At 42.8% G+C, this 21,819-nt stretch carries 22 protein-coding genes and 1 tRNA gene; 12 read left to right on the forward strand and 11 right to left on the reverse strand.

The window, feature by feature from the left end:
• The first annotated feature begins 40 nt into the window (after positions 1–40).
• The 6 genes from QM738_RS12715 (at position 41) to QM738_RS12740 (ending at position 7,991) form a co-directional block, all read left to right on the forward strand.
• A complete protein-coding gene (locus QM738_RS12715) occupies positions 41–1,108 on the forward strand; it encodes a hypothetical protein (RefSeq protein ID WP_462277103.1) in 1,068 nt (355 codons plus the stop codon).
• A gap of 12 nt (positions 1,109–1,120) precedes the next feature.
• Complete coding sequence (locus QM738_RS12720) at positions 1,121–2,077, forward strand: hypothetical protein (RefSeq protein WP_462277104.1); 957 nt, start codon at positions 1,121–1,123, stop codon at positions 2,075–2,077.
• A gap of 1 nt (position 2,078) precedes the next feature.
• The gene (locus QM738_RS12725; protein ID WP_462277105.1) at positions 2,079–3,626 is read left to right on the forward strand and encodes a phosphatase PAP2 family protein; all 1,548 of its coding nucleotides are present in this window, start codon (positions 2,079–2,081) and stop codon (positions 3,624–3,626) included.
• 56 nt (positions 3,627–3,682) lie between these two features.
• A complete protein-coding gene (locus QM738_RS12730) occupies positions 3,683–4,471 on the forward strand; it encodes a hypothetical protein (protein ID WP_462277106.1) in 789 nt (262 codons plus the stop codon).
• Positions 4,472–4,555: 84 nt separating this feature from the next.
• The gene (locus QM738_RS12735) at positions 4,556–6,757 is read left to right on the forward strand and encodes a TonB-dependent receptor family protein (RefSeq protein ID WP_462277107.1); all 2,202 of its coding nucleotides are present in this window, start codon (positions 4,556–4,558) and stop codon (positions 6,755–6,757) included.
• A 91-nt stretch (positions 6,758–6,848) separates the two neighbouring features.
• On the forward strand, positions 6,849–7,991 hold the full coding sequence (locus QM738_RS12740) for a DUF3179 domain-containing (seleno)protein (protein WP_462277108.1): 1,143 nt from the start codon (positions 6,849–6,851) through the stop codon (positions 7,989–7,991).
• A 7-nt stretch (positions 7,992–7,998) separates the two neighbouring features.
• On the opposite strand, the gene QM738_RS12745 is transcribed toward QM738_RS12740, so the two are convergent.
• The 8 genes from QM738_RS12745 to QM738_RS12780 form a co-directional block, all read right to left on the reverse strand.
• The gene (locus tag QM738_RS12745; protein ID WP_462277109.1) at positions 7,999–8,949 is read right to left on the reverse strand and encodes an alpha/beta hydrolase; all 951 of its coding nucleotides are present in this window, start codon (positions 8,947–8,949) and stop codon (positions 7,999–8,001) included.
• Positions 8,950–8,958: 9 nt separating this feature from the next.
• Positions 8,959–9,381: a DUF3830 family protein gene (locus QM738_RS12750; RefSeq protein ID WP_462277110.1), complete on the reverse strand. Its 423-nt coding sequence runs from the start codon at positions 9,379–9,381 to the stop codon at positions 8,959–8,961.
• 5 nt (positions 9,382–9,386) lie between these two features.
• Complete coding sequence (locus tag QM738_RS12755; protein WP_462277111.1) at positions 9,387–9,833, reverse strand: YdeI/OmpD-associated family protein; 447 nt, start codon at positions 9,831–9,833, stop codon at positions 9,387–9,389.
• A 6-nt stretch (positions 9,834–9,839) separates the two neighbouring features.
• A complete protein-coding gene (locus QM738_RS12760; RefSeq protein WP_462277112.1) occupies positions 9,840–10,286 on the reverse strand; it encodes a DUF5990 family protein in 447 nt (148 codons plus the stop codon).
• A gap of 54 nt (positions 10,287–10,340) precedes the next feature.
• Complete coding sequence (locus QM738_RS12765) at positions 10,341–10,730, reverse strand: hypothetical protein (RefSeq protein WP_462277113.1); 390 nt, start codon at positions 10,728–10,730, stop codon at positions 10,341–10,343.
• Positions 10,731–10,743: 13 nt separating this feature from the next.
• Entirely contained in the window at positions 10,744–11,997 is a 1,254-nt protein-coding gene (locus tag QM738_RS12770) for a hypothetical protein (protein WP_462277114.1), read from the reverse strand.
• 9 nt (positions 11,998–12,006) lie between these two features.
• Positions 12,007–13,338 carry a hypothetical protein gene (locus QM738_RS12775; RefSeq protein ID WP_462277115.1) on the reverse strand — a complete coding sequence of 444 codons (1,332 nt, stop codon included), beginning with the start codon at positions 13,336–13,338 and terminating at the stop codon, positions 12,007–12,009.
• A 136-nt stretch (positions 13,339–13,474) separates the two neighbouring features.
• Complete coding sequence (locus QM738_RS12780; protein WP_462277116.1) at positions 13,475–14,500, reverse strand: Kelch repeat-containing protein; 1,026 nt, start codon at positions 14,498–14,500, stop codon at positions 13,475–13,477.
• Positions 14,501–14,733: 233 nt separating this feature from the next.
• Here QM738_RS12780 and QM738_RS12785 point away from each other — a divergent pair, with 233 nt between their 5' ends.
• Together QM738_RS12785 and QM738_RS12790 are read left to right on the forward strand one after the other, a co-directional pair.
• A complete protein-coding gene (locus tag QM738_RS12785) occupies positions 14,734–15,948 on the forward strand; it encodes a sensor histidine kinase (RefSeq protein WP_462277117.1) in 1,215 nt (404 codons plus the stop codon).
• 20 nt (positions 15,949–15,968) lie between these two features.
• On the forward strand, positions 15,969–16,727 hold the full coding sequence (locus QM738_RS12790; RefSeq protein WP_462277118.1) for a LytR/AlgR family response regulator transcription factor: 759 nt from the start codon (positions 15,969–15,971) through the stop codon (positions 16,725–16,727).
• A gap of 10 nt (positions 16,728–16,737) precedes the next feature.
• Here the strand turns inward: QM738_RS12790 and QM738_RS12795 are convergent, their stop codons facing one another.
• From QM738_RS12795 to QM738_RS12805, 3 genes are all read right to left on the reverse strand, one after another.
• Positions 16,738–17,028 carry a DUF1272 domain-containing protein gene (locus QM738_RS12795; RefSeq protein ID WP_462277119.1) on the reverse strand — a complete coding sequence of 97 codons (291 nt, stop codon included), beginning with the start codon at positions 17,026–17,028 and terminating at the stop codon, positions 16,738–16,740.
• Positions 17,029–17,034: 6 nt separating this feature from the next.
• On the reverse strand, positions 17,035–18,123 hold the full coding sequence (locus QM738_RS12800; protein WP_462277120.1) for a DUF5700 domain-containing putative Zn-dependent protease: 1,089 nt from the start codon (positions 18,121–18,123) through the stop codon (positions 17,035–17,037).
• 171 nt (positions 18,124–18,294) lie between these two features.
• Positions 18,295–18,366, reverse strand: a tRNA-Glu gene (locus tag QM738_RS12805).
• Between the two features lie 212 nt (positions 18,367–18,578).
• Here QM738_RS12805 and gap point away from each other — a divergent pair.
• From gap to QM738_RS12825, 4 genes are all read left to right on the forward strand, one after another.
• Positions 18,579–19,589, forward strand: a complete 1,011-nt coding sequence (gene gap / locus QM738_RS12810) for a type I glyceraldehyde-3-phosphate dehydrogenase (protein ID WP_462277121.1) — start codon at positions 18,579–18,581, stop codon at positions 19,587–19,589.
• Between the two features lie 248 nt (positions 19,590–19,837).
• Positions 19,838–20,848 (forward strand): phosphoglycerate kinase, encoded by a 1,011-nt coding sequence (locus tag QM738_RS12815; RefSeq protein WP_462277122.1) that lies wholly within the window; start codon positions 19,838–19,840, stop codon positions 20,846–20,848.
• On the forward strand, positions 20,835–21,068 hold the full coding sequence (gene pgk, locus QM738_RS12820) for a phosphoglycerate kinase (RefSeq protein ID WP_462277123.1): 234 nt from the start codon (positions 20,835–20,837) through the stop codon (positions 21,066–21,068). The genes QM738_RS12815 and pgk overlap by 14 nt, the downstream gene beginning before the upstream one ends.
• 170 nt (positions 21,069–21,238) lie before the next feature.
• Positions 21,239–21,808 carry a LemA family protein gene (locus QM738_RS12825; RefSeq protein ID WP_462277124.1) on the forward strand — a complete coding sequence of 190 codons (570 nt, stop codon included), beginning with the start codon at positions 21,239–21,241 and terminating at the stop codon, positions 21,806–21,808.
• Positions 21,809–21,819 lie beyond the last annotated feature (11 nt).

Genomic DNA, 21,819 nt, shown 5'->3' on the forward strand with positions numbered 1-21,819 from the left:
TTGTATAAACCAATTTCTAACCAAACTAAAAACTGTCAAAATGAAAAAGATCTTTACACTTGCTGCAATCATTTGTATCGCTCATCACACTGCCCATGCACAGGGCTGCGTGGCTATTAAAGGAACAGCAGGTATCTGCAGTAAACCATCTGATGCTAAAGGATGGGAACTGAACCTTAACAACCGCTATTTTAAATCCTACAAACATTTTGTGGGCACAGAAGAGCAAACACAAAGGGTTGACCAGGGAACGAATGTGATCAACCATTCTTATGAATTGGACATTACAGCAACACGTACCGTTAATTTAAGATGGTCGCTGGGGCTTACGCTGCCGATCATGTCGTTCAAACGCAGTTCTTTATACGAACATGGCAATAGCGGCCGTTTCAACACCGGTTCATTCGGTATCGGCGATTTCCGCTTTGCAGCATATCGCTGGATGTTCGATCCTAAAAAATCGCACAAAGGAAATGTGCAGTTAGGTCTTGGTATCAAACTGCCTACCGGTAATTATAATTACCAGGATTATTTCCATACAGCAAAAGCCGATTCATTGGTGTTAGGTCCCGTTGACCAATCCATACAACCCGGTGATGGTGGTACAGGAATTACTTTTGAACTGAATAGCTTTTATAATTTCACGCACAAGTTGGGTGTATACGGCAGCTTCTTTTATCTCTCTAATCCAAGAGAAGTGAATGGTACTTCTACAACAAGAGGTGGTGTTGCATCAGCATCCGCAAAAAAATATAATACCGATGTAATGAGTGTACCCGACCTGTTCATGACCCGTGCCGGTGTAAGCTACATGGTGCACCAGTTTAATTTTGCCGGTGGCGTAAGAGTGGAAGCTTTACCATCAAAAGACCTGATCGGTGGGAGTCGTGGATTCCGCAGGCCAGGATATATCGTGTCTGCAGAACCGTCAGTAACATGGGTAACAAAAAAAGTAAGCTTTAACCTGGCTGTACCATTTGCATTGAAAAGGAACCGTACACAAAGTGATGCAGATAAAAGGCAGACCATCGATACCGGTACCTTCAAACAGGGTGATGCAGCATTTGCAGATTACCTGATCAGCGCCGGTATGACATTTAAATTATAAAATCCTTACAAAATGACCAGACTTATAAAACGAAATAAATATTTACTTCTTCTCATTTTTTGTTTACAGGTAAGCAGTGGCTTTGCACAAACCGACCTGGATGCGATCATGATGGGTAAAAAACAATTGTGTATCGGCCCGGCATTCACTTATTCCAGCTGGAAGAATTACTGGGAAGGTACATTGAAAAGAGATAACCAGAACCTGGGCACTGTATCAACAAAAATGTATAGTGTGATGGGAGCTTACGGTATCACGCCCAAACTGAATGTATTGTTTGGCGCACCGTATGTTAAAACAAAAGCATCTGCAGGTACGCTGCACAGCATGAAAGGTTTGCAGGACCTGAACCTTTTTGTAAAATGGATGCCGGTAGAACAGGAGTTAGGTAAAGGAACTTTTTCGGTATACACCATTGGCGGCGTTTCATTCCCGTTGACCAATTATGTGGCCGATTATCTTCCCTTATCCATCGGCCTGCATAGTAAAACGGCACTTGTAAGGTTGATGCTGGATTACCAGGTGGGCAATCTTTTTGTAACCGGTTCCGGAACTTATGTTGCAAGAGATAATATAAAGATAGACCGCACTTCTTATTACACTACCGAAATGCACCTCACCAATGAAGTGGAGATGCCGGATGGTGCCAGTTATAATTTCCGTGCAGGATACCGCAGCGAAAAATTAATTGCAGAAGCAGTACTGAACGGCTGGCGCACACTGGGTGGTTTTGATATTACCCGCAATAACATGCCCTTCCCCAGCAATAAAATGAACGCTACTACTATTGGCGTTAACTGCAAATACGTAGTTACAGCCGATCATAAACTGTCGTTGGTAGGCGGCGCCAATGCCACCATTGCAGGAAGAAATATGGGACAGGCCACCACGGTATATGGTTCGGTATTTTATATCCTTGATTTCAACCACGCTAAAAAAGCGGCTAAAAAAACTGCTAAAACTAAATAATATGAAACAGAAATTTTTTCAGTTGATACCGGTTGCAGTGGCGGCAATGATATTAGTGAGCTGTAATAAAAGCATTACAGGCAGAACGGATGACGCCCCTGCATTGAACCCCACCAACAACGACCTGAATGCAGGTATATGGAAACCCATACTGCTGACAGGGCCAACAGAGTTTGCAGTGGCAGCACCTATTGCAACCAATACGCCTGAATATATAGCACAGATGAATGAAATAAAAAGCTGGCAGGCAAATATCACCCCCGAAGAAAAAGCCAGTGTAAAATACTGGGGCGCCGGTGCAGTGATGCGCTGGAATGAAATATTAAGAGAGCTGGTGGCAAAGCATAATTTACCGCCTTATCAAAACCCCGATGGCACTTATCCGTTCCCCAACGCTAATAACCCTTTGGCATACCCGCAATTCCCGTTTTCTAATCCCCCTTATGCGGCACGTGCTTATGCTTATGTAAGTGCAGCGCAATATGATGCATTGGTGGCAGCATTTTATTATAAAAAACTGTACAACCGTGCAGCGCCTTATAAAGTAGATGCCACTATACAAACACTCATTCCGCAATCAGATCTTCCTTCTTATCCATCCGAAGATGCAGTGGTGGAAGGAGCGGCCACAGAAATGCTGAAACTGTTATTTCCCGGCGACCAGGATTTTATACAGCAGAAAGCAGAAGAGCATAAAAGGGCCAGGTTGCTGGCAGGTGCTAATGTACGCAGCGACCTGGAAGCAGGCGAAGCGCTGGGCAAAGCCGTGGCACAAAAATTTGTTACCCGTGCAAGGGGCGACAGGGCAGGCGCTGCAATTGGCACCCAGGCACAATGGACACAGTTTGAGACAGACGCATTGGCAAAAGGAGAGATACCATGGTACAGCCTGGAGTTACCTAAACGTCCGCCGATGTTACCGATCTTCGGAAAGGTGAAAACATTTTTATTTGATTCACTGACCGCGGTATCATTACGCCCCGGTCCACCACCATTGGTGAACAGCCAGCAGATGAAGGACGAGATAGCAGAAGTGGCTGACTTTGTGAACAACCCAACGAGAGAGCATACACGAATTGTGCACTTTTGGGCAGATGGTGTAGGCACTTACACACCACCCGGCCACTGGAATGCCATAGCAGCAGAAGATTTTATAGCAAAAAGTTTCAGCGAAGTAAGATGGGCCAGGAATATGGCACTGATCAATATGGCTTTGATGGATGCGGCAATTGTATGCTGGGATACCAAGTATTTTTATTTTAACCCACGGCCAACACAATTGAACCCAGGTATTAAGACCATTACAGGTATTCCTAACTTCCCGGCCTATATATCCGGCCACTCCACTTTTAGTGCAGCAGCAGCGAATGTATTGGCGCATATTATCCCGGAAAAAGCAACCGTTTATACAGGAATGGCGCAGGAGGCATCTCAATCCAGGATCTATGGTGGTATACATTACAAGAGCGATTGTACCGGTGGATTAACTGTAGGAAAGAATATTGCGGATTATGCCATAGCAAGAGCAAAAACGGATGGTGCTGAATAAATTTTTCTAACTGAATGATGTTGAGCATTAAAATAAATTCTATACCGCAAAATCAATTGCAGCAGTACATACACTATACACTGCGTATAGCTGTGGCCATGTGCTTTATAGGGCATGGTGCATTTGGTGTTATCACCAAACCCATCTGGTGCAATTATTTTGCGGTATTTGGTATTGAACAGGGCCTTGCTTACCAATTGATGCCGATTGTAGGGGATATAGATATCATTCTCGGTGTTTTTATGTTGATTTATCCTGTAAGAGCGATACCGGCCTGGCTGGTAATATGGGGCTTATTCACAGCCCTGCTGCGGCCCTTATCCGGCGAACCGGTGGCGGAACTGGTGGAACGTGCCGGCAATTTTGGAGCGCCGCTGGCATTGCTGCTGATGGCAGGCATTCCGAAACATTTTAAACAATGGTTTGAGCGCATGGATCCTCGGCAACAGGTTCCCGCAGATAATATCCAGCAACTTAGTGTATGCCTGAAGGTTATAGTATTTCTGTTGCTGGCTGGTCACGGCTGGCTGAACATCATTGGCAAAAAAGGATTGGTAACGCAATATGCAGCCTTGGGTTTTCCCAATCCCGTGCAGGCGGCAGAAATAATTGGCATAGCAGAGGTGGCAGCAGGCATCATCATCCTGTTCAGGCCCGTGAGGTATTTCGTGTTTATAGTATTCTTGTGGAAAATGATAAGCGAACTCTTCTATCCCAAATACGAAATATTTGAATGGATAGAAAGAGGCGGCAGTTACGGAACATTGCTGGCATTGTGGATGGTAACAGCAAGAAGGTCCTTCTTTAAAATGAACCGGCCGCATTTACAATTGAATGAACAATGAAAATAAGATCACTCATTAGCAAGTTGATTTCAAAAGGCGGTGCAATTCCTTGCAGCGCCACTTTTTAAAACAAGTTAAAACGGAATGAAGAAAATATTACTGATCATACAATTGCTGTTTGTTGTGCTGCTGACCACTGCGCAACAGAAGAGCGATGCAACCAAAGATTCGCTGGCAAAAATAAAATCGCTGGACAGTGTGATCTTTTATTCTTACCTCAACCAGGATAAAGTAAAACAATTACCTGCAGAACAGGGCACGTATGTTTTTGCCGGTAAAAAGAATGAAGTGATCAGCCTTACATCCATTGCTGCTGATATCACCAATAAAACAGGCAGGCAGGTATTTGCAAAAGTGCCCGGCGTATTTGTATATGATATGGATGGATCGGGCAACCAGGTAAATATTGCTGCAAGAGGATTGGATCCACATCGAGGATGGGAATTCAATATCCGTAAAGACGGTATCATTACCAATTCAGATATGTACGGCTATCCTGCAAGTCATTACAGCATGCCTTTTGAGAGCATAGAAAGGCTGGAGCTGGTAAGAGGAACCGGCTCGCTGGAATACGGCGCACAGTTTGGAGGAATGCTGAATTACGTCACTAAACAAGGTGATACAACAAAGCCCATCAGCTTTGAAAATATTACTACAGCTGGTTCGTTTAAATTATTAAGCAGTTATAATGCCATTGGCGGCAAACTGGGAAAGTTCCGCTATTATGCTTATTTCCAGAGAAGATCAAAAGATGGCTACCGCAAAAATGAACATACAGATGCAGAAGCGGAATCTATCATGATATCTTATGAAGCCAGCAGGCGTTTATCTATAAGACTCGAATGGGCAAGATCAAAATATTTGTACAGGATACCGGGTCCATTAACAGACAGTATGTTTTATGCAGATCCAAGACAGGCAACCCGTTCCCGTAATTATTTCAGCCCGGATATTCATGTGCCTTCTGCAGTAATTAATTGGCAGCTCGCCCATCAAACAAGATTGCAGTTCACCGCTTCCGCAGTGTTGGGAAGAAGGAACAGCGTGATGTGGGATAAGCCCACTAATATTGGAGATACGATTAACCTCAGCACTATGCAATACAATAACCGGCAGGTGGATATAGACCGGTTCAACAGTTATACAGCAGAACTAAGATTATTACAATTATACAGAACAGGGAAACAAACCAGTTCATTGGCAGCAGGCGTACAATACATGAATAACGACCTGCACCGTACACAGCTGGGCAAAGGCACCACAGGCAGCGATTACGATCTTACATTGGTAGATCCTGTTTATGGAAGGGATGTGCATTTTAAAACAAAAAATATTGCTTTGTTCGTAGAAAATAAATTGCAGGTACTGCACAACCTTTCTGTAAATGTGGGTGCAAGAGTAGAAATAGGAAAAACGGATATGAGTGGCAAGATCGTTTATTATCCCGATAACCAGGTTCCGGTATCCATCGATCATCATTATCCATTACTGGGTATAAACATTGCATATAAAGCAGGTAAGAATACAGAACTGTATGGTGGAATTTCTCAAAGTTATCGCCCCATGTTGTTCAAAGATCTTATCCCGACATCCCTGTACGAAAAAATAGATAGTACCATAAAAGATTCTAAAGGGTACAATGCCGAGGCAGGTTTTAGAGGCAGCAAAAGTTTTTTACGCTGGGATGTAACGGCTTACCTGCTGCAGTACAACAACCGCTTTGGCACATTAGCTATTACAGATAATACGGGCACATTTTATACCTACCGCACCAATATCGGTAACTCACTCACCAAAGGCCTGGAAATATTATTGCAGGCCGACTGGATATTGGGCAGCAAAACAGCGCTGTCTGTATTTACTTCAACAGCGTTTGTGCATGCACGTTATACAAAAGGCATGGTAAAATCGGGCAATGCCAATTTAAATGTAGCAGGCAATAAAGTAGAGAGCGCCCCGGATCTCATTACCAGGAACGGTGCCACCATACGGGTTGGGAAAATGAGCTTTTCCCTATTATATAGCTATACATCCGAAACTTTTGCCGATCCGTTAAATACTGTGGCGCCATTAAAGTCAACAGGCGCTATAGGTTTGGTACCTGCTTATGGATTGCTGGATATGAACGCTGCGGTGAAGATCTCGAAAAACCTGGAAGTAAAAATGTCATTGAATAACTGTACCAACAAACAATACTTTACCAAACGTCCGTTGTTTTATCCCGGCCCCGGGGTGTGGTCTTCCGACGGACGGAATGGAAGTGTGACAGTTGCAGTACGGCTTTAAAATAATTGTTATAATCGTTTGGTAACAATAATCGTATAAACGTTTGCCCTGCTTTTTTAAGCAGGGCGGGTTTTACGAATCAATTTTTTTTATGAAGAAATTATTTTACCTGGGATTGATCGGCTTGCTGCTGTTTGAAGTAGCCAATGTTTATTTTATAATGCCCATGCCGGGCAGCCAGCGGATGAACAGTATTGACTTGGCCTATTTTTTATACCAGTGGCGCTGGGTGTTCCGGGCAGTATTCGCACTGCTGTTATTGATCGGTTTATTTAAAGCAAAATGGAAACGTAAATGGACCGTTGCCATTCCATTATTATTGGTGGGTGCTGCTATCTATATGGCCAATTTTGTAATGGCAGCCGATCACATGTTCTATCAACCCAAAAAAGTTTTAATGGTGGCTGCCAATGAAAATAAAGTGGATACCAATCGTTTGGTGATAGGCATTGTAAATAATGGCGAAGCAAAAGCGTATCCCATACAGTTTTTAGGATACCATCACCAGGTGCAGGATACCATTGGCGGCAAACCCGTGATCGTGACCTATTGCACTGTATGCCGCACCGGCAGAGTATTCGAGCCGTTGGTGAATGGTAAACCGGAACAATTCAGGTTGGTGGGTATGGATCATTTTAATGCCATGTTTGAAGATGCCACCACCAGAAGCTGGTGGCGCCAGGTAACCGGGCAGGCCATTGCCGGTAAATTAAAAGGACAGGCATTGCCCGAATTCTTCAGCACACAAACATCGCTGGCCGACTGGCTGCAGCTGAACCCCAACTCGCTGGTGATGCAGGCAGATCCCGCTTTTAAAGGATCCTACGATTCGACCTTTAAATACGAAAGCGGCAAAAGTAAAAGTGCACTAACAGGAACGGATAGTCTAAGTTGGAATGATAAATCATGGGTGATCGGTATTAAATCGGGTGATTTAAGAAAAGCCTATGACTGGAATAAACTAAAAAGTGAAAGGATCATCAATGACAAGATCGGGGACAATGCAGTGGCAGTAACGCTGTCAAAAGATGACAGGAGCTTTTTTGCATTTGAATTGCCTGCAACAGCAGGAAAACTGGCGTTGCAGAACGACACTTTATTATTAGGAGCACACCATTATAAAATGAATGGAAAAGGCATTGATACCGCCGCTACGCTGAAAGCATTGCCTGCTTACCAGGAATTCTGGCACAGCTGGAGAACATTCAATGAAGGAACACTGCAATATCGCTGACCGGTAATTATTCAGCTTCGTTTAAAATAAATTGCTGCACATCCTGCACCCATTCAGCTTTGTATTGCTTCAGGTAATTTTCATGACCGGCAAGCGGGAAGGTCTTTAATTGTTTTTTACCTGCAAGATTATTATAGATATCATCAATTTCGCCCCTGCTTACGTGCTCATCTTTTTCTCCGTATAATAACAGTGTAGGGCATTGTATCTTCTTAGCATATTCGGTTGGCTTGTGGCCAAAAGCCCAGAAATTATTTTCAACACCACCCCAAAACACAAGCAGTGCAGCCATGGGGAATGAAGGCACTTTCATATTATTGAACCGTGCACAGGTGGTTTTGTACATCGAGCCAAAAGGACATTCCAGTATAATACCTTCGGGTTTAATTGCATAGTCCCTGATACATTTCATAATAGCCACTGCACCCAGTGAAGAGCCAAATAAATAGATCTTCTTTTCGCCCTGCTGAACTGCGTGATCAAAAACTGTTTTTACTTCTTCCGCCTCTTTATAACCAATAGTGGTTTGGTTGCCTTCGGAACCACCACAGCCCATAAAGTCCACCAGGATGGTATTATAGCCCATCCTGGCAAATTCATCAGAATAAGTTAAGAGAGAAGATTTTTCGCCGCCGTAACCATGAAATAAGATCACGGTGCCTTTAGCACTGTCCGTTTTGATCGACCAGCATTCGATCATCTTATTGCTTTGCAGGTGAATGGTCTCAAATTTCTGCGCAGGTACCGTATCTGATTTTGGCCGGGGATTATCGATGCCAAAAAGAAGGGGTTTAAGCTTGGCAAAACCAGCAAGTTTTTGCGGGCTTTGTGTTTTTGTAACGTTGGCAGCAGTAAAATGCGTGAACTTATACGCATGAAAAGCCGCAACAACATTCATCAATACAAAAACAATAGCAACCGACCAGAGGATTTTCTTTTTTAGTTTTTTAATTTTCATCGTACAGGTTTAAGGGTATGATAAACTTTCAAAAAGTAATAATTGTTCTCCATGTTTCCAGATGCTTTCGCCCAATGTTTTCAGCAAAGGCATATCTTCTTCAAAAACCTTTGCAAAAATATTACAGCAGTCAAGCCCCTTGCCTTCACCATAATAAATACCCATGCAGCCGGAAGTTTTTGTACGGCCGGGATGCAAAGGCCCGATCACTGCTTCACCGGGCTCCGTAAAAACAGAAGCATTTTCCTGGATGATATCCAATACAGGCGCATTGCCGGTCCAGAATTCCTGCCCCGAAATGCGTGCATGCATCAACGTTATACTGAAGGGTAGTTGTTTACTGAAGGCTGCCACTGTTACAGGCGCTTCTTCAGTATAATAACCAAAACGTATTACGATATTGCCGGCTGTTTTAATGATAAAACCTTTCATTATAATTATTTTGATGCAAGCATTTTTATGATCTTCTCCATATTCCTTTGCCTGGCTTCTGCTGTTTTTAAAGCGGCGATATAGCGTAGTATCTCTTTCTGCCGGTAAGCGGATAATTTCTTAAAAACTTCCAGCAGGTGATGCTGCACCAGTTTTTTCCGCAGCGCTGCAGGCATTGCAAATGTTTTCGGTGTAAGATGCTGTTCAATACTGAAACGAACGGTATCACCTGTTTTTACATGGGCACCAGCAAGCATAATCCCGTTCACATACAGGCGATAGGCAGCATTTTTTACCGGCACCAGTGTTTGTTCAAATGCATGGGATCCGATCTTTCCTTTCACCGGTATATAACCTTTGGTGGCGGTCATCTTAGCAGTAATGCGCAACGGCACTTCCACGCAGGGGTTGATACCCACTTTATAGATCGTAGCAGAAAAACTGTAAGGCATACTTTTTTATTTTGACAATTGCCATCCAGCAAAAGGCTTAACAGTGGCGCAATTGGGGCCGCCATCTTTTCCAACACCCGGCACTTTGGTTTGCAATTGCAGTGAATTATCAGTGGCCAGTTTTTTTATCATGGCATCCGTAATGCCACTCAAGGGTATTTTCAATCTTCGTGCCCAGGCAGCATTTTCCTGCCCGGCATAAGTGCCTATATCAATATAAACAAAACGTTCCCCGGCTTTACCCTGCACAATGGGGCCTGCAAAATCCAATGTTTTATCCTTGCCGGTTTTGGCAGTAATGGTAAAATCAAACAGCAGGTCTTTGCCGACGGATCGTTGCTTTAATAAAGTTTCGTATTGATTGCCACTGCCTTTTTGAACAGCATAATCGGTAGCCGCAGGCGGGCTTTGTAAAATAATGCGGAGAGAAATTGTAAAAGGCGTTGCATCCATGGTATAAATTTAACGAACTAAATCTATACAAAGTAAATACAACAGGAAGGGAAATTACTGCAGGGACCAGGATGTGGTAGCCCGTACCCAGTTAATGGATACATCAAACAGCAGCATCCGGTTGAGCTTTAAGATCAGTTTGTTATTGTCGTTCTTATCAAACCTGATCTTTACAAACGCAGGCTGGCCGCCATCTGCAGCATAGATGGTGCCTTCATATCTTTTTTTACGGCTGTTGTACACCAGGCCTTTCATTACAATATAACCGGCACTGTCATTCTTACGCGACGAAGACCTGATCACTGCTGTAAAAGTATTCGCATCAGCAGGTTTTATTTCATACACACGGGTGCTGTCGTCGGAATACCAGAGCCCGGCAATTTTTTGTGCCTTCAAAGAGTTGAGAGAAAATAAAAAGCAGATAAGGATAATGGAATTTCTCATGCTGATGAAGATTTTAATTATACCGTCCGAATTTCCTGGTACCAAACCAGATATCCTTCAATGTAAAACCAACATTGAACTGGAAGTAATTTTCTTGTATCTGGTTGAGTGATGAAGAGCCCCTTTTACCATATTCAATACCGGCGCTGGCTGCAAGAAAACGGGAAATGTTTTTTCCTCCACCCAATGAAAAGGAATAATCATTGATGCGACTGTTGTTGAGTGACAGGTAAGACTGTTCCATCTTTACACCCCAGCCCACATAAAATTTTTCTGTTATCAACCCTGGGGCGATCACTCTTTTGCTGTACTCCATGCCGGCGTTGAAACCATAACAATCTTTGGTAAAGCCGTTCTTGTATTCCACTTTTTGTGTAGGCCATTTATTATAGGTGCCCTGCAGGTGAAGCGATAGCCCATTAATATTGGTGATGCTGTAGCCTGCAGCTACAGTCACAGGCATTTTGAAACTGATATCAACAGGGTCAAGTGTTTTCAACGTTACGCCGCTCTCCACATAATTGGTGGTGTTCTGCCCTTTTAATTTGGTGTAGGTGGTAGCAGTTAAGCCAAAATTGTGCTGCCATTTTTTACCCGGCAAACTGTAGTATTGTAAACCACCCTGTATACCGGCGGCGTTATAAAAATTATTTTCATTCCTGGTAACATCCAGGTTCAGTAGTGCATTGTAATATTCATCAGTTGTTTGCAATGCACCAAATAACCAGGAGGCAGTAGCGCCAACGGATAGACGCTTTGCAAGCTGTTTGGCATACGAAAAATAAGCCTGGTTGATACCGCCGCTGCCATCTGTAAATTTATAAAGATCAGCATTGCCATCATTGATACTGGAACCTTTTGCAAACTGGTAATTAACACTGCTGAAAGGTCTTACACCAAAGGCAAATGCACTGGTGGGCGTAACTTTAAAAGCAAGCGATACCCTTTTTACCACGAAATCTTTTGAAGGGGCCGTTAAAGTATCAGCACCCTGTAATTTGAATTTGCTCACCCTTCCCCTGAAAGCAAAATCCAGGTTGATGGCCTTGTATTGCATCACGGTAAGCGAAGCAGGATTGGAAAAATTATAAAAACCACCTTCTCTCCTCGATACAGAAGCGCCTCCTGATGCATTATACCTGCCGTAATCATTGTTCTCAATATCGCCGATACCCAGAATGGAATAAGGTGAAGAAACATTCTGCGCAACAGCACTTAATGAACAGAAGAGCACAGCAGTAAATAAAGCAAAATATTTTTTATTCATATGGATCTATTATAAACCAAGTACATAAAGTTTTAACTCAATAGCGCGGGCGTTGCTTTGATTGTTCACGATAAGCCGCTGTACACCCACATCCTGGCTGCTGAGCGTGGTGCTCAATAGTAAAGCTGCTTTGGAGAATTGCCCTTCGGTCATTTTGGTATTGATGAAGCTGGTGATATCATAGCTGTAATAGGTATTTTCTCCATACAGGTAATCGATCACCAAATTGCCCGTTTGTGGTGTGCCGCTTGAAGTAGGTTCAAAAATGGTTCCTGTAATACCATTGGTCTGATCGGTGGTGTACAGGTTGAGCGTTGATGGCAACACATAAGGAAACTGCAATGATTTTACATCCGGCTTTACTACCAGTATCGCTTTTACCACTTTAATATAGGGATGCAGTTCTTTCAGGTTCAGCAATGTTGGAAAAGATATCTTGACAGAAGAACCGATCGTGGAATTCAGGAATGCCTGGTTACCCGAAACAGTGCTTTCCACCAGCTGTGCCTTATTAGGAATAAAAGACGATAAAGCAGGGTTGGTATATCTCAGTGAAACATTATTGAACTGCTTGGTACTGTTATAAATAAAGTCAAACAGTTTTGTTTCAGGATATAAAGTGTTCTCATGATAAGTAAGCCTTATCAACATGGAATCGGCGCTGGCATTCAAAAACGCGATCGTATTGGTCACAACCGAATCAGTATTGATATAAATACCCCTGAAATAGTCCACAAATTTTTCAGAACTTGAAACCACGTCATCATTGTTCTTGAACTTGGTAAGCAATTCCTGTCCTAAAGCATCCGATAGCCTGATATGCACTGCCGTGCCGGATTTGTTATTCAGGTTAATTACCTGCTGACCGATAGGAGTGGGGGAATAACCAAAAGAACTGGTATTATAGTATGTATCAGTATAGGTATTGCGGTCAACGATATTATCCGTCAAACGGTAAATATTCAGTTTCATAGAACGGGTACTGTCGCCAAAAAAAGTTCCCGTTGGCTTTACGATCAGCTCCAGCGAATCAAATACCACCGGCCTGTTTGCCAAAGGATTGGTACTGGGCAGGCTGATCTCTGCAAACGAACCCATCTTAACAGCGCCAAAAGCTGTATCATAATGATAACCCACGGAAAATACCTTATGCCCGCCTGTTAAGAACGAATCGGGTTTATAAGTGGCAATAGTGGTTTGATAATTGTCGAAATAAGTGATATTAGGATCGCTATCAGTAGACGAGGCGCCAAAAGTTATATCCACTTTATCGCAGGATGCAAATAAAGCAACCAGGGCTAAAGCATATAAATAACGACTGATAGAATTGCGTTGTGCCATTGATTATTTTTTAAAAAATAAAAACAGGGGTTACTAAATGAAAGGGTTCCAGTTAATACCCCTGTTCACCATAGCGCTCTGCTCAATCCCCTTATGAAAGTTCAAAGTGTGGTTGCTGATACCGTAGCCTGAACTATTAATTATCGGTTGAATTAACTTCCTGGTCAGGGAAGAATTCCCATAGATCATCAAAATAACTGCTGCTGTTATTACCGGTGGTTACATAACCCCTGTTGCCGATGCTGAAGCCAAGGCCGCCTTCTCTTGCAGTACCTTCAAAGCTTGTTTTCTGCAGCCATGTATCGCTTCCAAAATCATATTCCCATGTAGTGCTGATAACACCGCTCCTGCTGCCATTGGCCACATAAGCCTTGTTATTCATAATAAATGCAGTAGCGCCGCTCCTGGTAATATCAGTGCCGTAATCATCATCATAACTGTCATCGCTTACACTGGTGATCTTTCTTTTCTCAGTCCAGGTGTCAGTAGTGTTATCATACATCCAGAAATCATTCACGTAGCTGCCGTTATTGATACCGGTAACCACGTATGCTTTACTGTTATATACAAAAGCAACGGCATCGGTTCTTTTACTACCTGTTAAACTTGCTTTTTGTGTCCATGTATTGCTGGAAGGATTGTATTCCCAAAGGTCTTTCAAAAAGTTACCATCATAGCCGGTTGTAACATATCCTTTATCGCCCAGTGAAAATGCAACAGCGCCATAGCGGGCGGTACCGCCAAAATCTGCTATCCTTGTCCATGAATCGGCAACAGGGTCGTATTGCCAGAAATCATTAAGTTTATTCAAACCATCGTAACCGGTGCCCACATAACCTTTACCGTTTGCTGCAAAAGCCACCGCACTGCTCCTGGCTGCACCCGGAAATGGTGCTTTTTTTAACCAGGTACCGGTTGCTTGATTATATTGCCAGAAATCATTTAAACGGACATTGCCATCGAAACCACCGCCCACATATACTTTATCACCAATGGTGAATGATACCGCTTCGGTTCTGCCAATACCTTCAAATTCAGAGCTTCTTTTCCAGTTGCCGATGATATCAGAATCGCTGCTGTCGGATTTACTGCACGACGAAACAGCAAATACAAAGGATAATAAAATAAGGGATAATCTAAAACTTGTGTTGAACTTTTGCATACAGTTATTTTTTTTCAACGCAAATATGTTTCTAAAAGCCGGTAAAGAAAATGTTAAAGGGACTCAACAGGACAAAACAACGGCTGAACAAGACAACACACCTTACAGGAAAATTGATGACAGGTAAGAGGATTTTTATCTTTACAAAAGCTTAACAATATAAAAAGTTAAAACCCACCGGTAAAGTTTTTAAAACGCTTTTACAGGCACATCTTTGCCGCTTAATTAGTGCGATGGCAAAACTTCTACAGGAAAAAAAGATCTTATTCTGGCTATTGATCCTGGTGCTGATAACAACACCATTGTTTGGCCTGTTGGGCGGTACTCCCTTTCTCACATTCAACTTCAGTGAACTCAGCAATTTTTTACCCAGCATATACTTTATTGTAGCAGTAACGTTGATCTTCTGGATATTTAATATTGTATTGTTACTGCTGGCAGAAAAAAATATTCTCTTCAGCAAGATCCTTTTCCGGGCGCTCATCAGTATCACGCTTTGTGTAATTGTATCCACTACGATATTTTATTTTTTCAGGATCAGCCGACAACCAACTGCAGTTCGTATAGAACTGGCTAACGAAAGAGGCGCAAGGGTGCGGCTTACCGAAGCTGATATTCAAAAGAATGAAAGAAAATTCCAGGTAGCGGATTCTATTTTGAAATCCATGATGCCGGCAAATATCAGGCCCATGCCGGCGCCGCCAAGGTCTTTCTTTTTTCCGCAGATGGTGCGGTCGCTCACCATTAATCTCATCATACTCACTTTGTGCGAACTGGTTTTTCTGTATTACCGTAAACAAAAAGTAGAGAGCGAGAATGCAAAGCTGAAGCAGACCAACCTTGAGGCGAGGAACAACCAGCTGAAGATGCAATTACATCCGCATTTCTTATTCAATTCGCTCAATACATTAAGGCTGCTGTTAAAAAAAGACCCGGTAAAGGCAGAAGACTATTTATTGAAGCTATCGGAGATGCTGCGTTTTTCCACCACTTCGGCAATGTATGATACAGTGGAAGTAGCCGATGAATTAAAACTCTGTTTAAGCTATTTGCAAATGCAGAAAGTGCGCTTTGGCGATATGCTGTTCTTTTATATAGATGAAGAGCTGAACCGGGTGGAAGGCAAGCTGCCGGTCTATTCACTGCAGCTGCTAGCCGAGAACGCTATCAAGCACAACTCATTTACCAATGAAGATCCGTTGCGCATTGTTATAACCTATAACTGGCAGGAGCAGGAGATCATGGTAAAGAACAGGATACAGCCCAAAAGAATGATGGAAGTGACCACAAAAGTGGGGCTAAAGAACCTGGAAGAAAGATACCAACTGCTGAGTAATGAAGGAATTGCCGTGGAAGACAATGGCCAGGAATTTATTGTAAAAATAAAGATCATCTCACCCAACCAAAATACCGCTGCAGGTCATCTTGCATCAAAAGCCATTAGCTAACAAGTTTTAAAATCATTGTCATGAATGTTGTTTTAATAGAAGATGAAAAGATGGTGTCTGAGGACCTTACCGAAATACTGCAGTCAATAGATGGTAATATTACTGTCAGCAAAACCATCAGCTCGGTAAAAGAAGCAGTGAACTATTTTAAAGATCATGATACGCCGCAGTTGATCTTCAGTGATATACAACTGGGCGATGGCTACAGTTTCGAGATATTCAAAGAATTGAATACGGATACACCGGTGATCTACTGCACCGCCTTTAACCAGCATGCGTTGCAGGCATTCGAGAACAATGGCATTGCGTATGTATTAAAACCGTATTCAAAAAATACCATCAAGCAGGCGCTGGATAAATACCAGGCATTAAAAACCACTTTTGGTGTTTATCAGCAGGTGAATTACGATAACCTGATAGCGGCTATTACCGGCAATACCAACAAAACACAAACCCTGCTGGTAAATTATAAGAACAAGATCATACCGGTAAAAATTGCCGACGTGGCATATTTTACCATCGCACATAAAAATACATCACTGGTTACACTGCAAAACCAGCAGTATAGTATCAATCAACCGCTCGATGAGCTGGAAGATATGTGCGGCGCAGGTTTCTTCAGGGCAAACCGCCAGTTCCTCATCAATAAAAAAGCGGTGAAGGAAGTGTTGCACTACGGCCTGCGCAAATTATTTGTAAACCTTAGTGTGGAAGTACACGAAGAAGTATTGATCAATAAAGTAAAAGCCACGGCATTTTTAAACTGGCTCAAATCTTAAGAGCGTCAGTTTATCGTTGATGTGGATCTATATCTTTATTCTTTGCCAGTAAGGGCGCAAATTTTTCCAGGTCCACAGGTTTTAGGTATTGCTCATTCTTTGCAGGATACTTCAATAATTTTTCTTTAGGCCTTACGGGCCTTTTTTCAAAACCACCACCGCAATTGGGGCATACATTGTGCAGAATATGCTCCACGCAATCTTTGCAAAACGTACATTCAAAACTGCAGATCATTGCATCACTGCTTTCATTCGGCAAGTTCTTACCACAATTTTCGCAAACAGGTCTTAACTCCAGCATGATATTTTAGGGGTTGTTTATTTTTAATGCTGTTATCCTTGCAGCAACAGTATCGATCATCTGTTCAAAATCCTTTGTAAAATTATAAGGAAAAGCAGTACTGTTTGTTTTTGCAAGTTGTATATAATCACGGATAAAGAAAACAGGGTCTGTTAAAAGATATTTCTTTAACACATCCGGCCCATAAATTTTAACCATTGCCTTGCACATCTGTTTACCCACAGCATAGCCAATATTATTCCAGTTCCAGTCAAACAGCACCCGGTATGCCATGTCGGCATCCATCTTTTCAGGATCACGATAAGCGCTCATGATAATATTTTCCAGCACGAAAAAATTATCAGCCATGCGGTAATTGTTCACACTGTAATGTTCAATCTCTCTTTTGATATAAGGAGAGGCAGTATCCATTTTATCAATATCTGCAACATATTCCGCACTGCCTTCAATAAAAATATTTTGTAAAAGATAAGTGGCATACAATGCAGGTAATTCATTGCTGTCCTGCAGCGCTTTCAATACTTTACTCCTGTCGTATAAAAGCGATTGTATGTTATGAAATAATTCATGCTGGCAGGTATTTACAATGCCGGTAAGATCGCTTTTGTATTGATGGGTGCCCACATAAAAAATATTGTCATCATCCATCGTAAAACCGGACGAATAACCGCCGAGCAAAAAGCAAACAGTAACAGTGGCCTTTTTATCAACGGGTAAAAAATGCGCCAGCGATTGAATGCTGTCAGTAATGATCCTGGTATTGTTCTTTATCCGTGCAATAAAATTTTCCATTTCGGGCAACTGTGCCTTGATAAAATCAAACTGGAAATTTTTTTCTTTACCCGCAGCAGGGATGCCCGCAGCTGCTTTGTACAAAGCGATCCGTGCAATGCTGTCGGTAGACCGGATCTTTTTAATGATCGTTTTAACGCCATCGCTCTTCACCATACGGTCAATATCAGCTTCGGTGGGATGGGCTTTTTTTAAAAAGGCAATAGTGGCATCAGCATTGGTAAAATCAAAGCGGGTATTTAATTGCGCCTTGCTGTAGCCAGCAATAAAAATAAGAGAAAGAAAAATGGCTATACTTTTCATAACGGCTGCAAGGTATTTACAGTCTTATAAGCAATGCTGAAAGAATGAGTGAATGGTTATTTTAAATGAGGCTTTGGAAACGGGAAGCTTGTGCAACTACTACAATAAAAAAGCCTTTCATTACGAAAGGCTTTTTTTGCAGCTAACCCCCTTGCGGCTTGTAGCTTTTTGTACCACGTACGGGATTCGAACCCGTGATTCCTCCGTGAAAGGGAGGCGTCTTAACCCCTTGACCAACGCGGCATCTTTTATTAAAGGACGGCAAAGATAGCATGTAACCGTTTTTCAGCCAAATATTTTAAGAAAATGAGGGATAAAAATTTTTAAAACGTTTGCGGTGGGTAACTCACGACTTGTTACCATTAACGGAAACTTAAAAATAATACTGCTATATATGTAGTACAAACTGTAATTTTGCGGTCTCAAATTAAAATCATAAAACTTAAATTCCAGTTATGAGTACAGTTAAAGTTGCCATCAATGGTTTCGGACGTATCGGACGTTTGGTTTTCCGTCAAATTTATAACATGCAAGGTATTGATGTGGTGGCCATCAATGATTTAACCAGTCCTGCAGTACTGGCTCATTTATTAAAATATGATAGCGCACAGGGCCGTTTTGGTCAAACCGTAACACATACCGACAATTCTATTGTGGTGGATGGCCACGAGGTAAAAATATATGCTCAGAAAGATCCTGCACAGATTCCATGGGGTACCCACGATGTGGACGTAGTGATCGAAAGCACCGGCTTTTTCACCGATAAGGCAAAAGCGGAAGCACACCTTACAGCAGGCGCTAAAAGGGTGGTGATATCTGCACCTGCCACCGGCGACCTGAAAACCGTGGTATACAATGTAAACCACGCTATCCTGGATGGTTCAGAAACCATCATCAGCTGCGCCAGCTGTACTACCAACTGCCTGGCCCCGATGGCAAAAGTGCTGGACGAAAAATTCGGTATCATCACCGGTTTAATGAGCACGATCCACGCTTATACCAATGATCAGAATACACTGGATGCACCACATCCAAAAGGTGACCTGCGCAGGGCAAGGGCCGCTGCAGCCAACATTGTGCCTAACAGCACCGGTGCAGCAAAAGCTATTGGCCTGGTATTGCCAAGCTTAAAAGGTAAGCTGGATGGCGGCGCTCAAAGGGTGCCCGTGATCACCGGCAGCGTAACCGAACTGTACAGCGTATTAAATAAAGATGTAACAGTTGAAGAAGTAAATACAGCCATGAAAGCTGCCAGCAACGAAAGCTTTGGTTATACTGAAGACGAGATCGTGAGCAGCGATGTGATCGGTATCTCTTTCGGCAGCCTGTTTGATGCTACCCAGACAAGGGTGATCAAAACCGGCGACAAACAACTGGTAAAAACAGTGAGCTGGTACGATAACGAAATGAGCTACGTATCGCAGCTGGTACGCACCGTGCACCACTTTGCAGGATTGATCAAATGATCAGTGTAAATCAGTGCAATCCGTGGCTGACTTTTTGAAGCCTGCTTCAAAACTTCAAAACGCCGGCTTCGAGTTCCCTCTCCTTCAGGAGAGGGGTTGGGGTGAGGTTCTATTGTACATTAGTTCTTTGTTCAACAAATTATCGGCAAGGCTTTCAATTTATTGGAGGCCTTGTTATTTTAAATAACCTTTAAAACTAAGTTCCCCTTTAGGTTCCTGCAAAGGAACGAACAGGGTTCTGGGGTATTATGAGTAAATTTTCCGCTTACAACTTTGCCGGCCAAAAAGCCCTGGTACGTGTTGATTTCAACGTTCCACTCGATGAAAATTTCAACATCACTGATGATACCAGGATGAAAGCCACCATCCCTACCATTAAAAAGATACTGGCCGACGGCGGCAAAGTGATCTTAATGAGCCATTTCGGCCGGCCCAAAGGCGGACCGGAAGATAAATACTCCCTCAAACACTTGGTAAAACACCTGTATCAATTACTGAATCCCTCTGCGGAATCAGCGTCATCTGCGGGCGACACCACGAATGTATTCTTTGCCGACGACTGCATTGGCGAACAGGCACACATCACCGCAGGCATGCTGCGCAAAGGCGAAGTGCTGCTGCTGGAAAACCTGCGTTTTTATAAAGAAGAAGAAAAAGGCGATGAAGCCTTTGCAGAAAAACTCAGCAAACTGGGCGATGTGTATGTGAACGACGCATTCGGTACCGCACACAGGGCGCATGCCAGCACGGCTGTAATTGCAAAATTCTTTCCTGCCGATAAAAAAATGTTTGGCCTGCTGATGGAAGGCGAAGTAAGCAGTGCCGAAAAGGTTTTACACGAATCAGAAAAACCTTTTACCGCCATCATTGGCGGCGCAAAAGTTTCGGATAAGATACTCATCATAGAAAACCTGCTGGAAAAAGCCACCGACATCATCATTGGTGGAGGTATGGCCTATACCTTCATGAAAGCCCGTGGCGGCAAGATCGGTAACTCTTTATGCGAAGACGACCGCCTGCAGACTGCATTGGAAATTCTGTCCAAAGCAAAAGAAAAAAATGTAAGCATACATTTACCCGAAGACTCTGTGATAGCAGATAAATTTGATGCCAATGCCAATACCGATGTGCGCCCCAGCGACGCCATACCCGACGGTTGGCTGGGCCTTGACATAGGACCGAAAGCAGTAGGTATCTTCAGCGAAGTGATCGAAAGAATCAAAGACCATTTTATGGAATGGCCCCATGGGCGTATTTGAAATGGAAAAATTTCAGAACGGAACCAAGTCAGTAGCGCTGGCAGTAGCCGATGCAACAGCTGCAGGTGCGTTTAGCCTTGTGGGTGGTGGTGATAGCGTAGCTGCGGTAAACCAGTTCAACCTGGCAGATAAAGTAAGTTATGTAAGTACCGGCGGCGGCGCCATGCTGGAATATTTTGAAGGCAAGGAGTTGCCAGGCATTGCAGCCATCAAAGCATGATTTTATCATGCTAAGCAACTTCGTAACAGGCATTTGCAACTTAGCTGTAAAAAGTAATAACAACCACATTAACAAAAATTAAGGATTACCTTTTTCAACTCTAAGAATTAATCGTTGTTATTTAAAATAATTATTACTTTTAACCACTTAACTTTTAAAACACGCAAAAAATGAAACGCTCAAGTTTAATCATCCTGGCAGTAGTTGCAGTATTGGCAATATGGGTAATAGTAACCCGTAATGGATTGGCCACTGCCCAAACAGGTATCACAGGTAAATGGGGGGAAGTGGAAACACAGTTTCAACGTAAGAAAAATATGTATGATAACGTGGTGGCTACAATTAAAGGAGCAGCCCGTAATGAAGATACCACGCTGATCAAGATCGTTCAGATGCGTTCTAAAATTCCTACTATCACAGCAGAATCAACACCACAGCAACTGGCAGATGCAGATAAACAATACAACCAGATCGGTAAAGCTGCACTGAATATAAATGTGGAAGCGTATCCTACATTGCAGGCAACAGGTTTATACCGCGATCTGCAGGCCCAGGTGGAAGGAACTGAGAACAGGGTTACTGTAGCATTACGCGACTGGAACCAGGCCGTAACAGACTACAATACTAAACTGGTAAAATTTCCGGCTAATTTAATTGCAGGGCTTTTTGGTTACAAAGCCAAAGAGAACTACAAAGCTGATGAAGACGCAAAAGATACCAAAATAGATTTCAGTAAGTAATTATACAGGCA

Source organism: Ferruginibacter sp. (assembly GCF_049840995.1).
Lineage (GTDB): Bacteria > Bacteroidota > Bacteroidia > Chitinophagales > Chitinophagaceae > Ferruginibacter.

Excerpts from the sequence above, each read along its gene's own strand:
- QM738_RS12795 (WP_462277119.1), bottom strand. The coding sequence starts at position 17,028 with ATGCTGGAGTTAAGACCTGTTTGCGAAAATTGTGGTAAGAACTTGCCG.
- QM738_RS12715 (WP_462277103.1), top strand. The coding sequence starts at position 41 with ATGAAAAAGATCTTTACACTTGCTGCAATCATTTGTATCGCTCATCAC.
- QM738_RS12740 (WP_462277108.1), top strand. The coding sequence starts at position 6,849 with ATGAAGAAATTATTTTACCTGGGATTGATCGGCTTGCTGCTGTTTGAA.
- QM738_RS12785 (WP_462277117.1), top strand. The coding sequence starts at position 14,734 with ATGGCAAAACTTCTACAGGAAAAAAAGATCTTATTCTGGCTATTGATC.
- QM738_RS12800 (WP_462277120.1), bottom strand. The coding sequence starts at position 18,123 with ATGAAAAGTATAGCCATTTTTCTTTCTCTTATTTTTATTGCTGGCTAC.
- QM738_RS12765 (WP_462277113.1), bottom strand. The coding sequence starts at position 10,730 with ATGAGAAATTCCATTATCCTTATCTGCTTTTTATTTTCTCTCAACTCT.
- QM738_RS12825 (WP_462277124.1), top strand. The coding sequence starts at position 21,239 with ATGAAACGCTCAAGTTTAATCATCCTGGCAGTAGTTGCAGTATTGGCA.
- QM738_RS12735 (WP_462277107.1), top strand. The coding sequence starts at position 4,556 with ATGAAGAAAATATTACTGATCATACAATTGCTGTTTGTTGTGCTGCTG.
- QM738_RS12815 (WP_462277122.1), top strand. The coding sequence starts at position 19,838 with ATGAGTAAATTTTCCGCTTACAACTTTGCCGGCCAAAAAGCCCTGGTA.
- QM738_RS12780 (WP_462277116.1), bottom strand. The coding sequence starts at position 14,500 with ATGCAAAAGTTCAACACAAGTTTTAGATTATCCCTTATTTTATTATCC.
- QM738_RS12775 (WP_462277115.1), bottom strand. The coding sequence starts at position 13,338 with ATGGCACAACGCAATTCTATCAGTCGTTATTTATATGCTTTAGCCCTG.
- QM738_RS12770 (WP_462277114.1), bottom strand. The coding sequence starts at position 11,997 with ATGAATAAAAAATATTTTGCTTTATTTACTGCTGTGCTCTTCTGTTCA.
- QM738_RS12720 (WP_462277104.1), top strand. The coding sequence starts at position 1,121 with ATGACCAGACTTATAAAACGAAATAAATATTTACTTCTTCTCATTTTT.
- QM738_RS12755 (WP_462277111.1), bottom strand. The coding sequence starts at position 9,833 with ATGCCTTACAGTTTTTCTGCTACGATCTATAAAGTGGGTATCAACCCC.
- QM738_RS12725 (WP_462277105.1), top strand. The coding sequence starts at position 2,079 with ATGAAACAGAAATTTTTTCAGTTGATACCGGTTGCAGTGGCGGCAATG.
- QM738_RS12745 (WP_462277109.1), bottom strand. The coding sequence starts at position 8,949 with ATGAAAATTAAAAAACTAAAAAAGAAAATCCTCTGGTCGGTTGCTATT.
- QM738_RS12750 (WP_462277110.1), bottom strand. The coding sequence starts at position 9,381 with ATGAAAGGTTTTATCATTAAAACAGCCGGCAATATCGTAATACGTTTT.
- gap (WP_462277121.1), top strand. The coding sequence starts at position 18,579 with ATGAGTACAGTTAAAGTTGCCATCAATGGTTTCGGACGTATCGGACGT.
- QM738_RS12760 (WP_462277112.1), bottom strand. The coding sequence starts at position 10,286 with ATGGATGCAACGCCTTTTACAATTTCTCTCCGCATTATTTTACAAAGC.
- QM738_RS12790 (WP_462277118.1), top strand. The coding sequence starts at position 15,969 with ATGAATGTTGTTTTAATAGAAGATGAAAAGATGGTGTCTGAGGACCTT.
- pgk (WP_462277123.1), top strand. The coding sequence starts at position 20,835 with ATGGGCGTATTTGAAATGGAAAAATTTCAGAACGGAACCAAGTCAGTA.